Origin of the sequence: Streptomyces naganishii JCM 4654, assembly GCF_014650575.1 — a bacterium.
GTDB classification, from domain to species: Bacteria; Actinomycetota; Actinomycetes; order Streptomycetales; family Streptomycetaceae; genus Streptomyces; species Streptomyces naganishii.
The window spans coordinates 25385-41580 of sequence record NZ_BMVF01000025.1; the positions used below are offsets into that span (position 1 = coordinate 25385).

General features: G+C 69.6%; 13 protein-coding genes and 1 pseudogene. 9 read left to right on the top strand and 5 right to left on the bottom strand.

Annotated features, from left to right (window positions below):
- Positions 1–271 precede the first annotated feature (271 nt).
- Both IE217_RS30990 and IE217_RS30995 read left to right on the top strand, forming a co-directional pair.
- Complete coding sequence (locus IE217_RS30990; RefSeq protein WP_190181280.1) at positions 272–1201, top strand: aldose 1-epimerase family protein; 930 nt, start codon at positions 272–274, stop codon at positions 1199–1201.
- Entirely contained in the window at positions 1198–2244 is a 1047-nt protein-coding gene (locus IE217_RS30995; RefSeq protein WP_190181281.1) for a glucose 1-dehydrogenase, read from the top strand. The genes IE217_RS30990 and IE217_RS30995 overlap by 4 nt, the downstream gene beginning before the upstream one ends.
- A 166-nt stretch (positions 2245–2410) precedes the next feature.
- Here the strand turns inward: IE217_RS30995 and IE217_RS31000 are convergent, their stop codons facing one another.
- Complete coding sequence (locus IE217_RS31000) at positions 2411–3844, bottom strand: sugar porter family MFS transporter (protein WP_190181282.1); 1434 nt, start codon at positions 3842–3844, stop codon at positions 2411–2413.
- A 208-nt stretch (positions 3845–4052) separates the two neighbouring features.
- Complete coding sequence (locus IE217_RS31005) at positions 4053–5867, bottom strand: APC family permease (protein WP_190181283.1); 1815 nt, start codon at positions 5865–5867, stop codon at positions 4053–4055.
- 385 nt (positions 5868–6252) lie between these two features.
- On the opposite strand from IE217_RS31005, the gene IE217_RS31010 reads away from it, so the two are divergent.
- Together IE217_RS31010 and IE217_RS31015 are read left to right on the top strand one after the other, a co-directional pair.
- The gene (locus tag IE217_RS31010; RefSeq protein WP_190181284.1) at positions 6253–6585 is read left to right on the top strand and encodes an NAD(P)-binding domain-containing protein; all 333 of its coding nucleotides are present in this window, start codon (positions 6253–6255) and stop codon (positions 6583–6585) included.
- A complete protein-coding gene (locus tag IE217_RS31015; protein ID WP_190181285.1) occupies positions 6585–6914 on the top strand; it encodes a hypothetical protein in 330 nt (109 codons plus the stop codon). Before IE217_RS31010 ends, IE217_RS31015 begins: the two co-directional genes overlap by 1 nt.
- A 143-nt stretch (positions 6915–7057) precedes the next feature.
- On the opposite strand, the gene IE217_RS31020 is transcribed toward IE217_RS31015, so the two are convergent.
- The 3 genes and pseudogenes from IE217_RS31020 to IE217_RS31030 form a co-directional block, all read right to left on the bottom strand.
- On the bottom strand, positions 7058–7525 hold the full coding sequence (locus IE217_RS31020) for an SRPBCC family protein (protein ID WP_190181286.1): 468 nt from the start codon (positions 7523–7525) through the stop codon (positions 7058–7060).
- Positions 7526–7799: 274 nt separating this feature from the next.
- Entirely contained in the window at positions 7800–9137 is a 1338-nt protein-coding gene (locus tag IE217_RS31025) for a gluconate:H+ symporter (RefSeq protein WP_190181326.1), read from the bottom strand.
- 84 nt (positions 9138–9221) lie between these two features.
- Positions 9222–10047 (bottom strand): annotated as a pseudogene (locus IE217_RS31030) (dihydrodipicolinate synthase family protein); the annotation flags it as partial.
- A gap of 118 nt (positions 10048–10165) precedes the next feature.
- On the opposite strand from IE217_RS31030, the gene IE217_RS31035 reads away from it, so the two are divergent.
- The 5 genes from IE217_RS31035 to menC all read left to right on the top strand — a co-directional run bounded on the left by IE217_RS31035 (position 10166) and on the right by menC (position 16145).
- Complete coding sequence (locus IE217_RS31035) at positions 10166–10966, top strand: IclR family transcriptional regulator (protein WP_190181287.1); 801 nt, start codon at positions 10166–10168, stop codon at positions 10964–10966.
- 529 nt (positions 10967–11495) lie between these two features.
- On the top strand, positions 11496–12959 hold the full coding sequence (locus IE217_RS31040) for an amidohydrolase family protein (protein ID WP_229865714.1): 1464 nt from the start codon (positions 11496–11498) through the stop codon (positions 12957–12959).
- Positions 12956–14149: a M20 family metallopeptidase gene (locus IE217_RS31045; protein WP_229865715.1), complete on the top strand. Its 1194-nt coding sequence runs from the start codon at positions 12956–12958 to the stop codon at positions 14147–14149. The genes IE217_RS31040 and IE217_RS31045 overlap by 4 nt, the downstream gene beginning before the upstream one ends.
- A complete protein-coding gene (locus IE217_RS31050) occupies positions 14146–15042 on the top strand; it encodes a GNAT family N-acetyltransferase (protein ID WP_190181289.1) in 897 nt (298 codons plus the stop codon). The genes IE217_RS31045 and IE217_RS31050 overlap by 4 nt, the downstream gene beginning before the upstream one ends.
- On the top strand, positions 15039–16145 hold the full coding sequence (gene menC / locus IE217_RS31055; protein ID WP_190181328.1) for an o-succinylbenzoate synthase: 1107 nt from the start codon (positions 15039–15041) through the stop codon (positions 16143–16145). The genes IE217_RS31050 and menC overlap by 4 nt, the downstream gene beginning before the upstream one ends.
- The last annotated feature ends 51 nt before the right edge of the window (positions 16146–16196 follow it).

Below are 16196 nucleotides of genomic sequence, written 5' to 3' on the forward strand. Positions count from 1 at the left end.
GCTTCCTTACTGCAGGGAACCACACTGCGGGGAACCACGGCGAGGTGTGCTGGGCGCTTCGAGCGGATCCGATGGGAGGAGCCGCGCACGGTCAGCAGCTGGGGCCAATGTCCCGGCAAGCGGGCTGTGCGGATGCGGCGGAGGATAGGGAGCAGGGAGGGCTCGGCGCACGATGAACCGAGTCGGCGAAGGCCGGCACTGGCAGGGATGCCGGCAGCGCATCGCCGAAAACGGTGAGCCAGACGATACCCAGACGATATGGAGAGCGAGCGTGGCAGCTCCGTCCGGCAACCAGTACGAGATTCGTCATGGCGCACAGCGTGTCGTGATCGCGGAGGTCGGCGCGGGCCTGCGGTCGTACCTCGTGGGAGAACGCCGGATCCTCGACGGATACGGGCCCGAGGAGATGTGCACGGGCGCTCGCGGCCATTCCATGATTCCTTGGCCCAACCGTGTCCGCGGGGGCAAGTACACCTGGGCGGGCAAGGAGTTCCAGCTCGACCTCACTGAGCCGGAGAAGCTGGGTGCCATCCATGGCCTGACCCGGTGGGCGCCGTGGAGGTACCTGGAGGGCAGCGCCCACTCCGCGGCGTTCGGGTACGTCCTCCACGCCTGCCCGGGATGGGACTGGGTCCTGGACTGCCGTCTTCAGTACACCCTGGACACGGGCGGGCTCATGGTGTGCACGACGGTGACCAACCGGAGCGGGACGGCTTGCCCCTACGCCACCGGGGCGCACCCCTATCTGCGCGTCGCGACGCCGAAGATCGACACCGCGGTCTGTCAGGTGCCGGGCGCCGTGTACCTGCCAGTGGACGACGCCGGCATTCCCACAGGGCGGCTCCCGGTCGACGGCACCCCCTACGACCTGCGGGAGCCGCAGACGCTCGGTGACCGGCACATCGACGTGGCGTATACGCAGCTGCGGCGCGATGCCGATGGCAGGGCACGGGTGCGGCTCGTTCACGGCGAGGGACCGGCCGTCACCCTGTGGGTCGGTGACGCCTATCCCTTTGTGGAGATCTTCACCGGCGACACACTCCCCGAAGCGGACAGGCGGCGCACCGGTCTGGGCGTGGAGCCGATGACCTGCGCACCGGACGCGTTCAACTCCAGGGACGGGCTGATCACCCTGGAGCCCGGACAGACGCACCAGGCACGGTGGGGCATCGATCCAGGACGTGAGGAGGCCTCGGCATGAAGGCGATCACCGTTGTTCCGGGCGAACCCGGCCAAGTGGCGGTCAGCGACGTCAGCGAACCCGACCCGGTGCAGGGGGCACTGCTCGTGGAAGGGCGGCTGCTCGGCATCTGCGGGACCGACGTCGACATCGTGGAGGGCGGCTACGGTTCACCGCCACCCGGCCGAGATCGCCTGGTGATCGGGCACGAGTCACTCGGTGAGGTGAGGGAGGCACCCGCGGGAAGCGGCTTCGCACCGGGCGACCTGATCGTGGGCATCGTGCGGCGCCCCGACCCGGTGCCGTGCCCGCCGTGCGCGCACGGGGAATGGGACTTCTGCCGCAATGGCCGGTACACCGAGCGAGGGATCAAGGAACGGGACGGGTTCGGATCCCAGCGATGGCGGATCGAACCGGAGTACGCAGTCCGGCTCGATCCGCAGCTCGGCGACTGCGGGGTACTGCTGGAACCCGCCTCGGTGCTGGCCAAGGCATGGGAGCAGACGGAACGCATCTTCAGCCGGGCCTCGTGGCGCCCCCAGGTGGCACTGGTGACAGGGGCCGGGCCGATCGGCCTGTTCGCCGCCCTGCTGGCGGTGCAGCGGGGCCTGCAGACCCATGTCCTGGACATCAGCGACCGCGGTCCGAAGGCCCAGCTGGTCACCGATCTGGGCGCCACTTTCCACACCGGTGACGTGCGGGACGTCGACGTGGTACCCGACGTGGTCATCGAATGCACCGGTGCCGGACCGCTGGTCTTCGCTCTGACGAAGACCGTGGCGCCCGATGCCGTCATCTGCCTGACCGGTATCTCCTCCGGCCGGCGTAGGGCCGAGGTCGGCCTGGACGAGGTGAACAAGGAACTGGTGCTGGAGAACACGGTGGTGTTCGGTTCGGTCAACGCGAACCGTCGTCACTATCAGCAGGCCGCCGACGCCCTGGCGAAAGCCGATCGGAGCTGGCTCGAGCGGGTCATCACCCGCAGGGTGCCGATGAGCCGGTTCTCCGATGGCCTGCACAAGGGCGGCGACGACGTCAAGGTCGTCGTGGACCTGCGGTCCTGATCACCGCCCTGGAGGGGGGGGCACTTCGGCGATGGCAGGTCAGGGCGGTCGAGGGCGGGGCGCGGACTTGCAAGTCGTCCGACTGCTCGGGGGCGGTCCGGGCCGGAGGCGGCGTGCAGCAGCGTGCGTCGCCACCGTGCCACGAGCCCGCGAGGCAGACGCCGCATCACCCCGGACTCATGTCCTGTGGCTGCCTGTTGAACCGGGCCTGCAGTGCGGCGTCGACCTGGGCGAAGTCACGGTCGCGGGTCTCGGGGACGTAGCGGGCCACGAACCACAGCCCGAAGGCGCACACCGCGGCGAAGACCCAGAAGGTCTCGCCCTGGCCGATCGCGTTCACCACCGGGAGGAACACCAGGCTGACCACGAAGTTGGAGGCCCAGTTCACGGTGGTGGACACGCTGGAGCCGGCGGCACGCGCGGAGGGCGGGAAGAGCTCACCGATCAGCACCCAGAACACCGGGCCCAGCCCCACGGCGAAGGCAGCGATGTACACCACCATGAACAGCAGCGACAGCAGCGCGTTCATGCCGAGGACGAAGGACAGCCCCAGCAGGACGAGCATCACCAGCATGCCGGCCAGCGAGCCGAGCAGCAGCTTGCGTCGCCCCGCACGGTCGATCAGCCGGATCGCGGCGATGGTCATCAGCAGGTTGATCACGCCGATCGCCACCGAGTAGAGGATCGAGTTCGCCGCGGTCAGGCCCGTGTTCTCGATCGTCGTCGGCGCGTAGTAGATGATGGTGTTGATCCCGCCGAACTGCTGCACCGCGGCCAGCGTCAGCCCGACGACGAGCGCCGGGCGGACCTGGGGTGACTGGAGGACATGCCACCCCTGGCTCTGTGACGTCCCGTCACTTTGCGTCTCCCCGTGTCTGCGCTGCGTCTGTTCGATGAGTACGTCGGCTCTGGTCTCGTCGCTGACGGATGCGATCACGGTCCGCGCCGTGTCCGCGCGGTCGTGCAGGATCAGCCACTGCGGTGATTCCGGCAGCAGGAACAGCGCCCCCAGCACCATGACGAGCGCGGGGATGGCGCCGACCGCGAACATGCCTCGCCACTGCCCGTTGCTCGAGAAAGCAAGGTTGATGAAGTACGAGATCAGGATCCCGCTCGTGATCATCAGCTGGTTGAGCGTGAGGACGCGCCCGCGGATCTCCTTGGGAGAGACCTCCGACAGGTAGACGGGAACCGTCGCGGAGGACGCTCCCACGGCCAGGCCGAGCACCAGCCGCCCGACGATCAACGTCCAGTAGCCCGGAGCGGTCGTCAGGATCGCGGTGCCGACGAGGAAGACCGTTCCCTCCGCCGCCAGTGCTTTCCTGCGCCCCAGATGCTCGGCCATGCGGCCCGCGGCAACAGCGCCCGCCATCGCCCCGATCAGCAGGATGCTCACCACGCTGCCCTGCTCGAACGCGTTGAGCCTGAAGTCGTGCTTGATGTAGAGCAGCGCGCCGGAGATCACGCCGGTGTCGTAGCCGAACAGGAAACCGCCGAGCGCGATGATCGCCGCCCACCGCCAGACCCGACGGCGTCCCTGCGCCGGGACCCCGGCCAGGGGTCCCTCGGTGCCCGGCTCTCTGGAAAAGCCCTGGACCATGTGCGTTCCTTCGCCTCAGGTGAGCATCGCTCCCGCTCGTCGGACCGGAAGGACTCGTCGTCTTCCGCGTCCGGCTGGGCAGGCGACGAGCTGTCCCGCGGGCACCCCTACTATGTGTCGCTGCGATCCGGGGCCGCCCCGTGAGGCACCGCGATCGGGTGAACCCGTGCCGGAGGGCGGGCCGCCAGGAGCAGGTATCGCCCGACGGTCAGAGATTCAGGCGATAAGGGAGGAGGCACACGACCACGTCGGTGCGCGCGCTCAACACGCCGGCCAGCAGGATGCCGCGTTGGTTCTGCAGGATGCGGAAGCGGCGATGGCCGGGCTCCACCTGAGGGATGAGTACGGCCACCTGCCTGCCGTCGCGGCCGGCCTGCTCCACATAGCCGAGGACCGGATGCACCAGGGAGTGCAGGGGGCTCTCGACGACGTCCAGCCGTACGCCGGGATTCCACCGTGCCCAGTCGGCGCGCATTGCGGCGGCTTCCGCCTGGTCGGAGAAGACCGCCACCGCCACGACTTCGTCACCCAGCGAGAGGGCGGCGGTGACGGCGCGCTCGGCGACGGCGTCGACCTCGCCCAGGGGGACGATGACCAGGCTGGAGGACCGGGCCGGCGCCGCGGGCATCCGCCCCAGTCCGAGTTCGGTGCCGGCGAGCGTGTAGTAGCGCTGGGTCCTGGAGAACAGGAGCATGAGCAGGGGCACGGTGAGCGCCACGAACCAGGCTCCCGCGAGGAACTTGGTGGTGAGCAGCACCACGGCCGCCACGGCGGTGAGCACCGCTCCGACTCCGTTGACCAGCGCCCGGGGCACCCAGCCGGCCGGGCGCAGGGTGGCCCAGTGCCGTACGAGGCCGGTCTGGCTGATGGTGAAGCCGACGAAGACCCCGACCGCGAAGAGAGGGATCAGCCGTTGCGTGTCGGCGTTGACGGCGATCAGCAGCGCACACGACAGCAGGGCGAGAGCGAGGACACCGTAGCGGTGGACGGGCCGCTCGGCACGCAGTGCGAACAGATGGGGCAGGCGGTTGTCCCGGGCGAGCAGGCTCATCAGCACGGGCAGCCCGCCGAAGCTCGTGTTGGCGGCCAGGCCGAGCGCGAGGGTGACGACGAGGCTGGTGGCGTAGTAGGCCCAGCCGGTGCCGTAGGCGCCCGCGGTCAACTGGGCCAGGACCGTCACGCCTTGGCGGGGGACCACGTGGTGACGGTGGATGACCAGCGTCAGTCCGATCAGCAGCGCCGCAAGGAGCACGCCCAGCAGGAGTTCGGTGTGCTGTGCCCGCCTGATGCGCGGCTTGCGGAACATCGGGACGGCGTTGGCGATGGCCTCGATCCCGGTCAGCGCGGAGCATCCCGCGGAGAACGCCTTGAGCAGCAGGAGCAGTCCCAGTGCCTCGGTGACGTGGAAGGACTCAGGCGTACCGACGGTCGCGGCGGGTGCGGAACGCGACAGGCCCACGACGACGATGCCGAGCACGCTCACGACGAAGAGCGCCATGGGCAGCATCAGCAGGCGCGCGCTGTCCGCGATACCCCATAGGTTCACGGCGGTGAGCAGAGCCAGCCCGCCAAGACACACAGCCAGAGAATGGTGTGCGAGGACCGGGAAGGCCGACGCGAGGCTTGCGGCGCCGGCGGCAAGGCTGACCGCGACGGTCAGAACGTAGTCGACCACCAGGCCGGCCGCGGCAAGCAGACTGACCTTGGTTCCCAGATCCTTCTTCGCCACGGCGTACGATCCGCCGCCGTCCGGATGCACCGCGATCACCTGGCAGTACGAGACGACCAGGACGCCCAGCAGCCCGACGATGACCAAGGTGATCGGCAGCGCAGCGGTGATCGCTCCCGCCCCGGCGGCCACCAGCGTGACCATGATGGCCTCGGGACCGTACGCGACCGAGCTCAGCGCGTCCAACGACAGCGCGGCGAGCCCCTCGAGGGTGGTCAGATGTGACTTGTCGCCCTCGCCGTGGCGCCGCGCAACCTTCGGATACAGCTTTCTGTTGGCCAGTCCGAACGTCACGCCAACCCCTCTTGGTTCCTTGGCGACCCCCCACTCGTCTCGGGCATGGACGTGTCACGTCCCTGATGACAGAAGGGATACATTTGTACCGGAATAATCCCTTGCGGTTCGCCCATCGACGGCCGTCGCTTGTACGCGTTCGCTCACCTGGCCGAAGCACCGGCCGGCCAGGGCAGCACTGCGGGTGCGTCGCGACACGCTGCCGGGCGCAAGGGTGACGCGCGGGCCTTCGGCGCATACAAGCGCCGCCGCGGGGGATGGGCACGCAGCTGCGCCAGGCGGCGGCCGGAAGAGCCGCGAGGGCCTCGACCCGACCCTCCGCCCTCCGCTCGGACGGGCAGCCCGGGGCACTGCCGCTCACCCAGCCCGATCGGAAGGCGGCAACTTGAGGATCAACATCGTGGGTCCCGGCAACATGGGCCGAGCCATCGCCGCCCGCGCACTCACCGGCGGCCACGGCGTGTGCCTCGTCCACCCCGAGGCCCAACGCGGCCGAGCGGCAGCCGCCGAGCTCAAACAGCGCTTCCCGGACGGCGAAACCGACTCCGCCACCGCGGCGCAGGCGGCCGACATGACCGTGCCGGCCCTGCCCTACGACGCAACGCCGGAGGTCGCCGGATCCGCCCGTGCCACGCTGTCCGGACAGGTCGTGGTGGACATCCGCAATCCCGTCGACTTCGCCACCATGGACTCGCGTCGCCAACCCTCCGTAGGCTGATGATCGTCTACGAAAGGGGCGGGGTGAACGGCAATCCGCTGTACCACTGGATAGCGCTGGCTGTGTCCACGGCGCTCATGCTGCCGGTGCCGGTGGCGATACTGAGCGGGTGGACACCGCCGTGGTTGCGCAAGCGACAGGCTGGGATGCGGCTTCGCGCCTACGGCATTCTGTGCATCTACGCTCTCACGCTCGTCAACGGCATCCCCCGGATCGCCGACGCCTCATTCGAGACGGTCATGGTCTGCATGAACGTCGGCTTCGGCTTCGGCGCCGCCGCTGCGGTCCTGTTCCTGCTTTCTGCACGCACGGATTCAGGCGGAGGCTGAGGCAGCCTGAACCAAGAATCGGCCGACCACTGGGCCGACCTGGCGCGCGACTGCCAACGCCGCGGGATGCGCGCGGTGACGAGGGTGAGTGCTTGACCGCTTCCTCGACGACGTCGCCGGGCCTGGGGCACAGCCGAACTGAGTCAGTCGGCTGCCTCGAGGTACGACGCCAGGTTGGCCAGCGAGGAGGCGATCCCGGCCTCGTGGACCGCTTGTTCGATGCCGGGTGGCACGTCCGTCGCGGTGACCGTCACCTCGGTCCCCTCACCGGTGGCAGTGAGGTGCCAGGTCATCGTCATGGTGCCCGCGTACGACGGGTCCTCAGCCTCGAACACCGCCCGCTGCACCACGCGTTCCGGTGGCACCAGGGCGGCGAACCCGACGTCGACGACGTCCGTCGCATCTGACGTCTTGCCGGGGCTGTCGGCGGGGTCGAGGTAGGTGAGGACCATCCGGAACCCGCCACCAGGCCGGGGGTCCCACTGCTCGACCCGCCCGCGCATGCCGTCCGGTGGCAGCCAGACCTCGAGGGACTCCCGGTCGAGGAGGGCGCTGTAGACGGTCGCCGGCGGTGCCGCGATCACCCGGCTGGCGCGGTCGGTCCTTCCCATGGCCCGATTCTAGGATCGAGGTTCCCGCCAGGCCCATCGTCATCGACTAATCCGCCAATCCGCCGAAGAAGCCAGCCTGGCATTCGGGTCGGCTGTTGTCGGTGAAACAGAGGGATCAACCTGTGAGTGTTGAATCCCTCTGCTTCAACTGGGGGAGATGCCAGGAGGTGCATCCTTCGGTGACCTGGGGTTGGGCGTGGGGGAGACTGCCGCGCGGGCGGGGGCACCGCTCATTGAAGTGCCACGGCGCCCGCTCACCGGCGAGGGCACCAACTCACAGGTTGAGGACGTCGAGGACACGTTCCATGGCCAGGACGCCGCCCAGTCCGAGGATCGCGAGGACGGTCGTGTAGGTGGTACGGACCTTGATCGCGTCGATGACCGACAGGTTGAAGTACTCCTTGAACATCCAGAAGCCCGGGTCGTTGACGTGCGAGAAGGCGATCGAGCCGCAGGAGACGGCGAGCACCATGACTTCGGCGTGGATCCCGCTGCCCGCGACCAGCGGCAGCGCGACACCGGACGCAGTGACGACTGCGACCGTCGCTGAGCCGAGCGCCACCCTGAGGATCACGGCGATGAGCCAGGCCAGGATGATCGGCGAGACGGACCAGCCCGAGGTCGCCTGCTTGATGTAGTCCGAGATCCCGCCGTTCACGAGGACCTGTTTGAAGGCGCCGCCGGCCCCGATCACCAGCAGGATCATCGCCATCGCCTGCGCCGCTCCCCGGCACGAGGCACTGACCTCCTCCAGGCTCCGGCCGATGCGCGGTCCGAAGGCCCAGATCGCGACGAGCAGCGTCAGCAGCAGCGCGATCGGAGCCGAGCCGACGAAGTTGATGAAGTGCATCACCGGGGTGTCCGCCGAGGTGACCATGTCCGTCACCGCCGCGCCCGCGATCAGCACCACGGGCAGGAGGGCGACCGACAGCGACCAGGCGGCGCTCGGCATCTCCTCCTCCTCGAAGGTGCGGTCGCTCACCAGGCCCGTAGGCACGGAGGGGTTCATCGCCCGGACGAAAGGCAGCCTCGGCCACACCAGGGCGATGAACGCGCCGGCCGGGACGGCGATGAACAGGCCGTAGAACAAGGTCAGTCCGACCGAGGCGTGGAAGGTCGCGGCCACCGCGGTCGGGCCCGGGTGCGGGGGCAGGAAGCTGTGCATGGTGGACAGCGCGATCGACATCGGCAGCCCGACCCAGAGCAGTTTGGAGCGCGTGACCCGCACGAGCGTGAAGGCGATGGGCACGATGATGACGAAGGCGACCTCGTAGAACATCGTGACGCCGATGAGCGTGGCCGTCAGCACCATGGCGACCTGCACCCAGCGCGGACCGCAGACGGCGAGCAGCTTGGCGGCTATTCGCTGGGCGGCGCCGGAGTCCCCCATGACGCGGCCGACCATCGCGCCGAGCCCGATGGTGAGCATCGTGTCGCCGATCTGGCCGCCGATGCCCTTCGAGAGGACGTCCGGGATGTCCGCGACCGGGATACCCCGCACCAGGGCGACGCCGACGGCCACGAGGAGGAGGGAGGCGAAGCCGTTGAGTCTGAGTTTCGTCATGAGGAAGAGCAGGACCAGCACGCTGATCCCGACGACGACAAGTGGCATGTGCAGTTCTCCTTTGAACTGTGCTGTCGGCTGTCTTCCGGCTGTCTTCCGGCTGTTGGGAGGTTTCGTCCGGGGCCAGCGCTTGGCGCCGACCAGGTCCAGTCCGTGGTCCACGAGGTCACGGAGGGCGGCGAGGTCGTCCGTGCCGGGCTCGGTGGGCGGGGCACGTACGGGGCCCACGGGCAGTCCGCGCAGTCGGGCCGCAGCCTTGACGAGCGGGACGGCGTAACCGGGCCTCGCTGTCGCGTAGTTCGACGAGCGGGACGTGGAAGCCGCGCAACAACTTGTTCGTCTGGTCCGGGTCGTTCTTGTCAGGGGCCTCGAAGAAGGCCTGTGCGATTTCCGGGGCGAATGCGTGGACGGCCGACGCGTAGGTGCGTACGCCGATACCGGCGTACGCACGGGCCTGGAGCTCGGCCGTGGCGGCGCCGTTGAAGAGGAGGAAGCCGTTGGGCGCAACCTGGTCGCGCTGACGGGCGATCAGCGGCAACCGGGTGCCGCCACCGATCCTGCGCAGCTGTTCCACGCGGCCGCCCTGGGGTGCCTGGATCGAACAATGCGGGAGGACGAGCGTGGCCTCCGCGCCCGCGTCCTCCGCGATCCGCGCAAACCGCAGTGCCCGGGCCCAGCCGTAGCCGATGCCTGCCACGACCGGGCGGCGTCCGTGCGCCACGTCGGTCGCGACGGTGATGCCCGCGCGGTACTCCTCCTCGTCCAAGAATGTGAACTCCCCGGCCCCGCAGGCGAGGAGGACCGCGTCCGGACCGGCCGCGAGCCGCTGCTCCGGGTAGGCACGGTGGGCGCCCGGATCCAGGTCGCCGTTGCGCTGAATGCTCGTCAGAGGGAAGGACGAGCCACCCCGCTTCATCCACTCATCGAGACGCCGCACGACGTCCGCGATCTTCCTCATGTGCCCACCCCGCTAGGTGGCGTCTTCAATTGAAGACAGCGTCTATGCATGAAGACGGAGGCTAGATACATGAACAGTTGGGGTCAAGGACTCTGACCGACGGGCTTAGGATCGCGACATGGCGCGGAGTGGGGGCGTACCCGAAGTGAAGTCGGCAGTCCGAACCGTGGCACTGCTGGAAGTGCTGGCCGCCAGGGGTGACCGCCCGGCGCGACTGCGTGAGCTCTCCGAGGAACTCGGCGTGCCCCGCAGCAGTATGTATGCGCTGCTCCAGACCCTCGTCGAGCACGGGTGGGTCCGCACCGACACCACCGGAGCCCTGTACGGCATCGGCATCCGGGCACTGCTGACCGGAACCACCTACCTGGACAGCGACAAGCGCGTCCGCCTCATCCGCCCCTATCTCGACGAGGCGTCGGACGCCCTGGGTGAGACCATCCACCTGGCACGGCTGGACGGCGCGGACGTCGTCTACCTGGCGACCAGGGAATCCCACGAGTACCTGCGAACGATCAGCAGGGTCGGCCGCCGGGTCCCCGCACACGTCGGCGCCCTGGGCAAGGCCCTGCTCGCCGAGCGCCCGGACGACGAACTCCCGCTTCCTGAGGACCCGTTGCCGACCTACACTCCGAACACGCTCACCACCCGGTCGTCACTGCTGGCCGACCTGGCCGAGGTGCGGGAACGTGGTTACTCCATCGACCACGAGGAAACCGTCACCGGCATCACCGGCTTCGGCTTCGCCCTGCGCTACGGTCCCCCTGCCACCGACGCCATCAGTTGCTCGGTGCCGACCTCCCGCCTCACCGACGAACACGAACAACGCATCGTCGCCGTCATGCGCGGGGTTCGCGCAAAGATCGAGTCTCTTCTGCCGCTACCGTCCCGTGACGTCGACTGGCGTGAACCGCATCCGTGAGTGAGCAGCAGACCCATGAGCGTCCACGATCGTGGGATGCCCTCCCCACTGCGCCGGCTCGGCACACGTCAACCAGCCGTGGCACGGCGGGTATTTGACCGCCGCGCCCAAGTGCCGGAACCGGCAGGCCACCCTCAATCCTTCTCAATGAGAGGGACATCTTCACCAGGCCGGGCGGCGCGCTGACCAGTTGGTGCGCGCCTCCCGCCACCGTCAGCGCGTGTCCGACCCGCAGCCGCGTGGCGGTCCGACCGGACACCGTCCTCGGCGGCCGCCGTCCCCGCGGCCCGGGCTACTCGCAGGCGACCTGCACGCCGTACGGAGTGGAACTTCACCTCTGCCTGCCCCCGTGCCGTCGCCACGCGCACCGGCGGGCCCGTGCCCCCGTCGACCGCGGCGCAGGCATTTCGTGCGCACGGACGGATTTCAGGTCGCTGGTTCGTCGGCCGGCACCAACAAGCACGGCCCGGTCGGCTCCTAGGGTCAGGGGCCAGCAGGTGTTCGTGAGGAGACGACCATGCAAACACTGTTGCGGGGCGGCCGGGCCATCGATCCCGCCAGGAATTTCGACGGGGCGGCCGACGTACTGGTGACCGACGGGAAGATCGCTGCCGTGGGATCCGAGGTCGAAGCACCGCCGGGCACGACGGTCATTGATGCCACCGGGCTGATCATCGGACCGGGCTTCATCGACCTGCACAGCCACGCTCACTCGATCGCCGGGCATCGGCTGCAGGCGATGGACGGGGTGACCACCGCACTCGACCTGGAAGCCGGGCTGATGCCCATCGCGCGTGCCTACGCCGACGCGGCCGCGGCGGGACGCCCGCTCCACTACGGCTTCTCCGCTTCCTGGAGCGGCGCGCGGGCCCAGGTCCTCGCAGGGATCGAGCCCGACGCCAGCTTCGAATCGGGTCTGGCGGTGCTGGGCAACCCGCGTTGGCAGCGGTCCTCGTCCCCGCGCGAGCTGGCCGACTGGCTGTCCCTCCTGGAAGACGAACTGGCCTCCGGCGCGCTCGGGATCGGTGTCCTGATGGGCTACGCGCCGCTGACCGAGCCCGCCGAGTTCCTGGCCGTCGCGCGCCTCGCGGCACGGGCGGGCGTCCCCACCTTCACCCATGTCCGCGAGCTGGTCGAGACGGATCCGGCCACGCCCGTCGACGGGTCCACGGAGATCGCGATCGCCGCGGCCGAGACCGGCGCCGCGATGCACCACTGTCACGTCAACAGCACCTCCGGCCGGCATGTCGACCGTGTCCTCGGCACCCTTGAGGAGTCGCGGCGGGCCGGGTCGCGCGTGACGGTGGAGGCCTATCCGTATGGAGCGGGCAGCACGGCTATCGGTGCGGCGTTCCTGGCGCCGGAGCGGCTGCGCCTGAAGGGGCTGGGCCCGACGAGCGTCATCATGGTCGAATCGGGCGAGCGGATTGCCGACGAGGGCCGCCTGCACCAACTGCGCCGGCAGGACCCGGGCGCATCCTGCATCCTTGAGTTCCTCGACGAACGCGAGCCTCGCGACCTGGCGCTCATGCGGCAGGCACTCGCGTTCCCCGATGCCGTCGTCGCCAGCGACGCGATGCCGGTGTTCTGGCCGGACGGCCGTCACGACAGCACCCAGTGGCCGCTGCCGCCGGGCGGGACGACGCACCCACGCACCGCGGGAACCTTCGCCAAGGCCCTGCGCATGATGGTGCGCGAAAGCGGTGCCTGGACGTGGCTGGAGGCCTTCCGGCGCTGCTCCTTCCTGCCGGCGCGGATCCTCGACGACGTGGCACCGGCCGCGCGGGCGAAGGGGCACCTGGGGGTCGGGGCCGACGCCGACCTCGTAGTACTGGACCCCGGGGCGGTCACCGACACCGCCACCTACGCTGATCCCACCCGGCCCTCGCGCGGGGTCCGGCACCTGTACGTCGCCGGGGTGCCCGTCGTGTCGGACGGTGCCCTGCGAGCCGATGCGCTGCCCGGACGGCCGCTGCGAGGCGAGCCGCGATGACCGTGCCGGACATCGGCGCTCTGCTCGCCGACATCGAAACCTTGGTGCGCTGCGAGTCGCCGTCCAACGATCATGAGGCACTCGCACAAAGCGCCGTCGCGGTGGCCACCATTGGCCGGCGCCTGCTGGGTGCAGAACCCGAGTACCTCACGACGCAAGGATGCACCCACCTGCGGTGGCGGTTCGGTGACGGCCCCTCCCGTGTACTGCTGCTCGGGCACCACGACACGGTATGGCCCCTGGGGTCCCTGCGCACCCATCCGTACTCCGTGCGCGGCGGGGTGCTGCGCGGCCCTGGCTGCTTCGACATGAAGGCGGGGATCGTGATGGCCCTCCACGCTGCCGCGACCCTCCGGCAACGTGACGGCCTGGCGCTGTTGTTCACCGGGGACGAGGAGATCGGCTCGCCGTGGTCCAGGGCGCTGATCGAGGAGGAGGCCCGCGGATGCGACGCGGTGTTCGTCCTCGAAGCCTCGGCCGAGGGCGGCGGGCTCAAGTGCCGCCGCAAGGGCGTGTCCCTCTACCGCATCGAGGTGGAGGGACGTGCCGCGCACGCCGGGCTGGAACCGGACAAGGGCGTCAACGCAGGCGTGGAGATCGCGCACCAGGTCCTGACCACCGTAGGGCTCGCCGACGCCGCGCGCGGAACATCTGTCGTACCGACGGCCCTGTCGGCCGGCACCACGTCCAACACCGTTCCTGCTGCCGCCGAGGTGGCGGTCGACGTGCGGGCCTGGGACCGGGCGGAACAAGAACGCGTTGATCAGGCCATCCGTGCCCTGCGCCCGGTCCTGCCCGGCGCCTGTGTGCGCATCACGGGCGGGATCAATCGGCCGCCCCTGGACGCGGCCGCGTCCACGGAGCTCTTCGCACTCGCTGACTCGTTCGCAGGAGATCTCGGCATCGGACCGCTCACCGCTGCAGCGGTCGGTGGCGGGTCGGACGGCAACTTCACGGCAGGCCTGGGTGTTCCGACGCTCGATGGCCTTGGCGCGGTGGGCGGCGGAGCACATGCCGACGACGAGCATGTCATCGTGGCGGAGCTGCCGGGGCGCACGGCACTGCTGACCGCTCTCACCAAAGCCGTCCTGGCCCGTCGGGCGGGTGCCGAGCACGCCGAACGAGCCGAACGTCTCTCGCACGGGCCGGCGCTGAACCGGTCAGAGCCCTCGGCAAGGGCGCCGCGATGACGAGACCCGTGACCGACGGGCAGGGGAAGACGCTCGCGGCGATACAGACCGAGGCCGACCTGGCCGCGGGCATCGCGGCCTCCGCCTCGGACGTGACGGTCCGCGAGTTGGCCGGGGTCTCCGAGTTGTCCGCCGTCTCCGAGTTGTTCCAATTGATCTGGGGGTCGGATCGGGGCAGCCGGCCGGTGCCGACCGAACTGCTCAGAGCGATGGCCACAGCAGGCAACTACGTGGCCGGCGCGTTCGACGGCGATCAACTCCTGGGCGCCTGCTTCGGGTTCTTCGGCGAGCCCAGCCGTGGCAGCCTGCACAGCCACATCGCCGGGGTCGCCCCGGGTGGGCTCGGACGGGGGCTGGGCTTCGCCCTCAAGCTGCACCAACGCGCCTGGGCCCTGCGCCGGCAGGTCGGCACGATCTCCTGGACGTTCGACCCGCTGGTGTGCCGCAACGCGCACTTCAACATCACCAAGCTGGGGGCTCGCCCCGTCCAGTACTGGCCTGACTTCTACGGGCCCATGCACGACGGTATCAACGGCATGAGCGAGACCGACCGGCTCCTGGTCGCCTGGGACCTCGCCGGCCCGCCCGCCCGCGCCGGGGCCCGCGGCGAACCGGCGCACACGGACGCGAGCGCCCTACGTGCGCAGGGCGCCGGGATCGCCTTGGCGGCCGGTGAGGACGGCCGGCCGGTGACCGGGCCGGGCGATGGGCCCGTGACCCTTGTGGCGGTGCCGCCCGACATCGAGGCGCTACGTCGGCGTGACCCGGCGATGGGCCAGTCGTGGCGCAGCGCACTGCGGGATGTCCTGCACGGCTTGATGACGGACGGGGCCGCAGTGACCGGCTTCGACCGGGCCGGCTGGTACGTAACGGAAAGGAAGCGCTGGTCGTGAAGCTGAGCGGTATGGAACTCCTCAGGGTCCGCATGCCACTGGTGGCACCGTTTCGGACGTCGTTCGGGACACAGGAGGCCCGTGAGCTTTTGCTGGTGAGGGCGGTGACACCGACCGGCGAGGGCTGGGGGGAATGCGTGGCCCTGGCCGACCCGCATTATTCGTCCGAGTACCTCGACGGCGCCGAGCACATCTTGCGCGACTATCTGGTGCCCGCACTGCTGCGGGCCCAGGAGGTGACCGCGCACAAGGTCGCTCCGCTGCTGGCCCCGGTCAAGGGGCACCGCATGGCCAAGGCCGCACTCGAGATGGCCGTGCTCGACGCCGAACTGCGCGCGTGTGGGACATCGTTCGCCACCGCACTGGGTTCCACGAAGGACTCCGTGCCGTGCGGGGTCTCGGTCGGCATCATGGATTCGATCCCGCGGCTGCTCGACGTGGTCGGCACCTACCTCGACGCGGGATATGTGCGCATCAAGCTGAAGATCGAGCCCGGCTGGGACGTCGAGCCGGTGCGCGCGGTCCGCGAGCGCTTCGGTGACGACATCCTGCTGCAGGTCGACGCCAACACCGCGTACACCCTCTCCGACGTGCCTCAGCTGAAGCGGCTCGACCCGTTCGGCCTGCTGCTGATCGAGCAGCCGCTGGAGGAGGAGGATGTCCGCGGCCACGCCGAACTGGCCCGGAACATCACCACGCCGATCTGCCTCGACGAGTCGATCGTCTCGGCCCGTTCGGCCGCCGACGCGATCGCGCTCGGTGCCTGCCGGATCGTGAACATCAAACCCGGCCGGGTCGGCGGATACCTGGAAGCCCGCCGTGTGCATGACGTCTGCGCCGCGCACGGGGTGCCGGTGTGGTGTGGCGGCATGCTCGAAACCGGACTGGGCAGGGCCGGCAACCTCGCGCTTGCCTCGCTGCCCGGGTTCACACTGCCCGGCGACACCTCGGCCTCGGACCGCTTCTACCGCACCGACATCACCGAACCCTTCGTCCTCGACGCCGGGCACCTGCCCGTGCCGTCCGGGCCCGGCCTCGGCGTCGCTCCGATCCCCGAGGCGCTGGCGGAGGTGACCACCGCCAAGGCCTGGCTACGTTCGTAAGTCCGGACGAAGCAGATGCTAGGTTTCGTCGTCCAGAACCAACTGGCCGGT

Bases quoted from the DNA above. Each gene is read 5' to 3' on its own strand.
- IE217_RS30995 (WP_190181281.1), top strand. From the start codon at position 1,198: ATGAAGGCGATCACCGTTGTTCCGGGCGAACCCGGCCAAGTGGCGGTC.
- IE217_RS31000 (WP_190181282.1), bottom strand. From the start codon at position 3,844: ATGGTCCAGGGCTTTTCCAGAGAGCCGGGCACCGAGGGACCCCTGGCC.
- IE217_RS31015 (WP_190181285.1), top strand. From the start codon at position 6,585: ATGATCGTCTACGAAAGGGGCGGGGTGAACGGCAATCCGCTGTACCAC.
- IE217_RS31020 (WP_190181286.1), bottom strand. From the start codon at position 7,525: ATGGGAAGGACCGACCGCGCCAGCCGGGTGATCGCGGCACCGCCGGCG.
- IE217_RS31025 (WP_190181326.1), bottom strand. From the start codon at position 9,137: ATGCCACTTGTCGTCGTCGGGATCAGCGTGCTGGTCCTGCTCTTCCTC.
- IE217_RS31035 (WP_190181287.1), top strand. From the start codon at position 10,166: ATGGCGCGGAGTGGGGGCGTACCCGAAGTGAAGTCGGCAGTCCGAACC.
- IE217_RS31045 (WP_229865715.1), top strand. From the start codon at position 12,956: ATGACCGTGCCGGACATCGGCGCTCTGCTCGCCGACATCGAAACCTTG.
- IE217_RS31050 (WP_190181289.1), top strand. From the start codon at position 14,146: ATGACGAGACCCGTGACCGACGGGCAGGGGAAGACGCTCGCGGCGATA.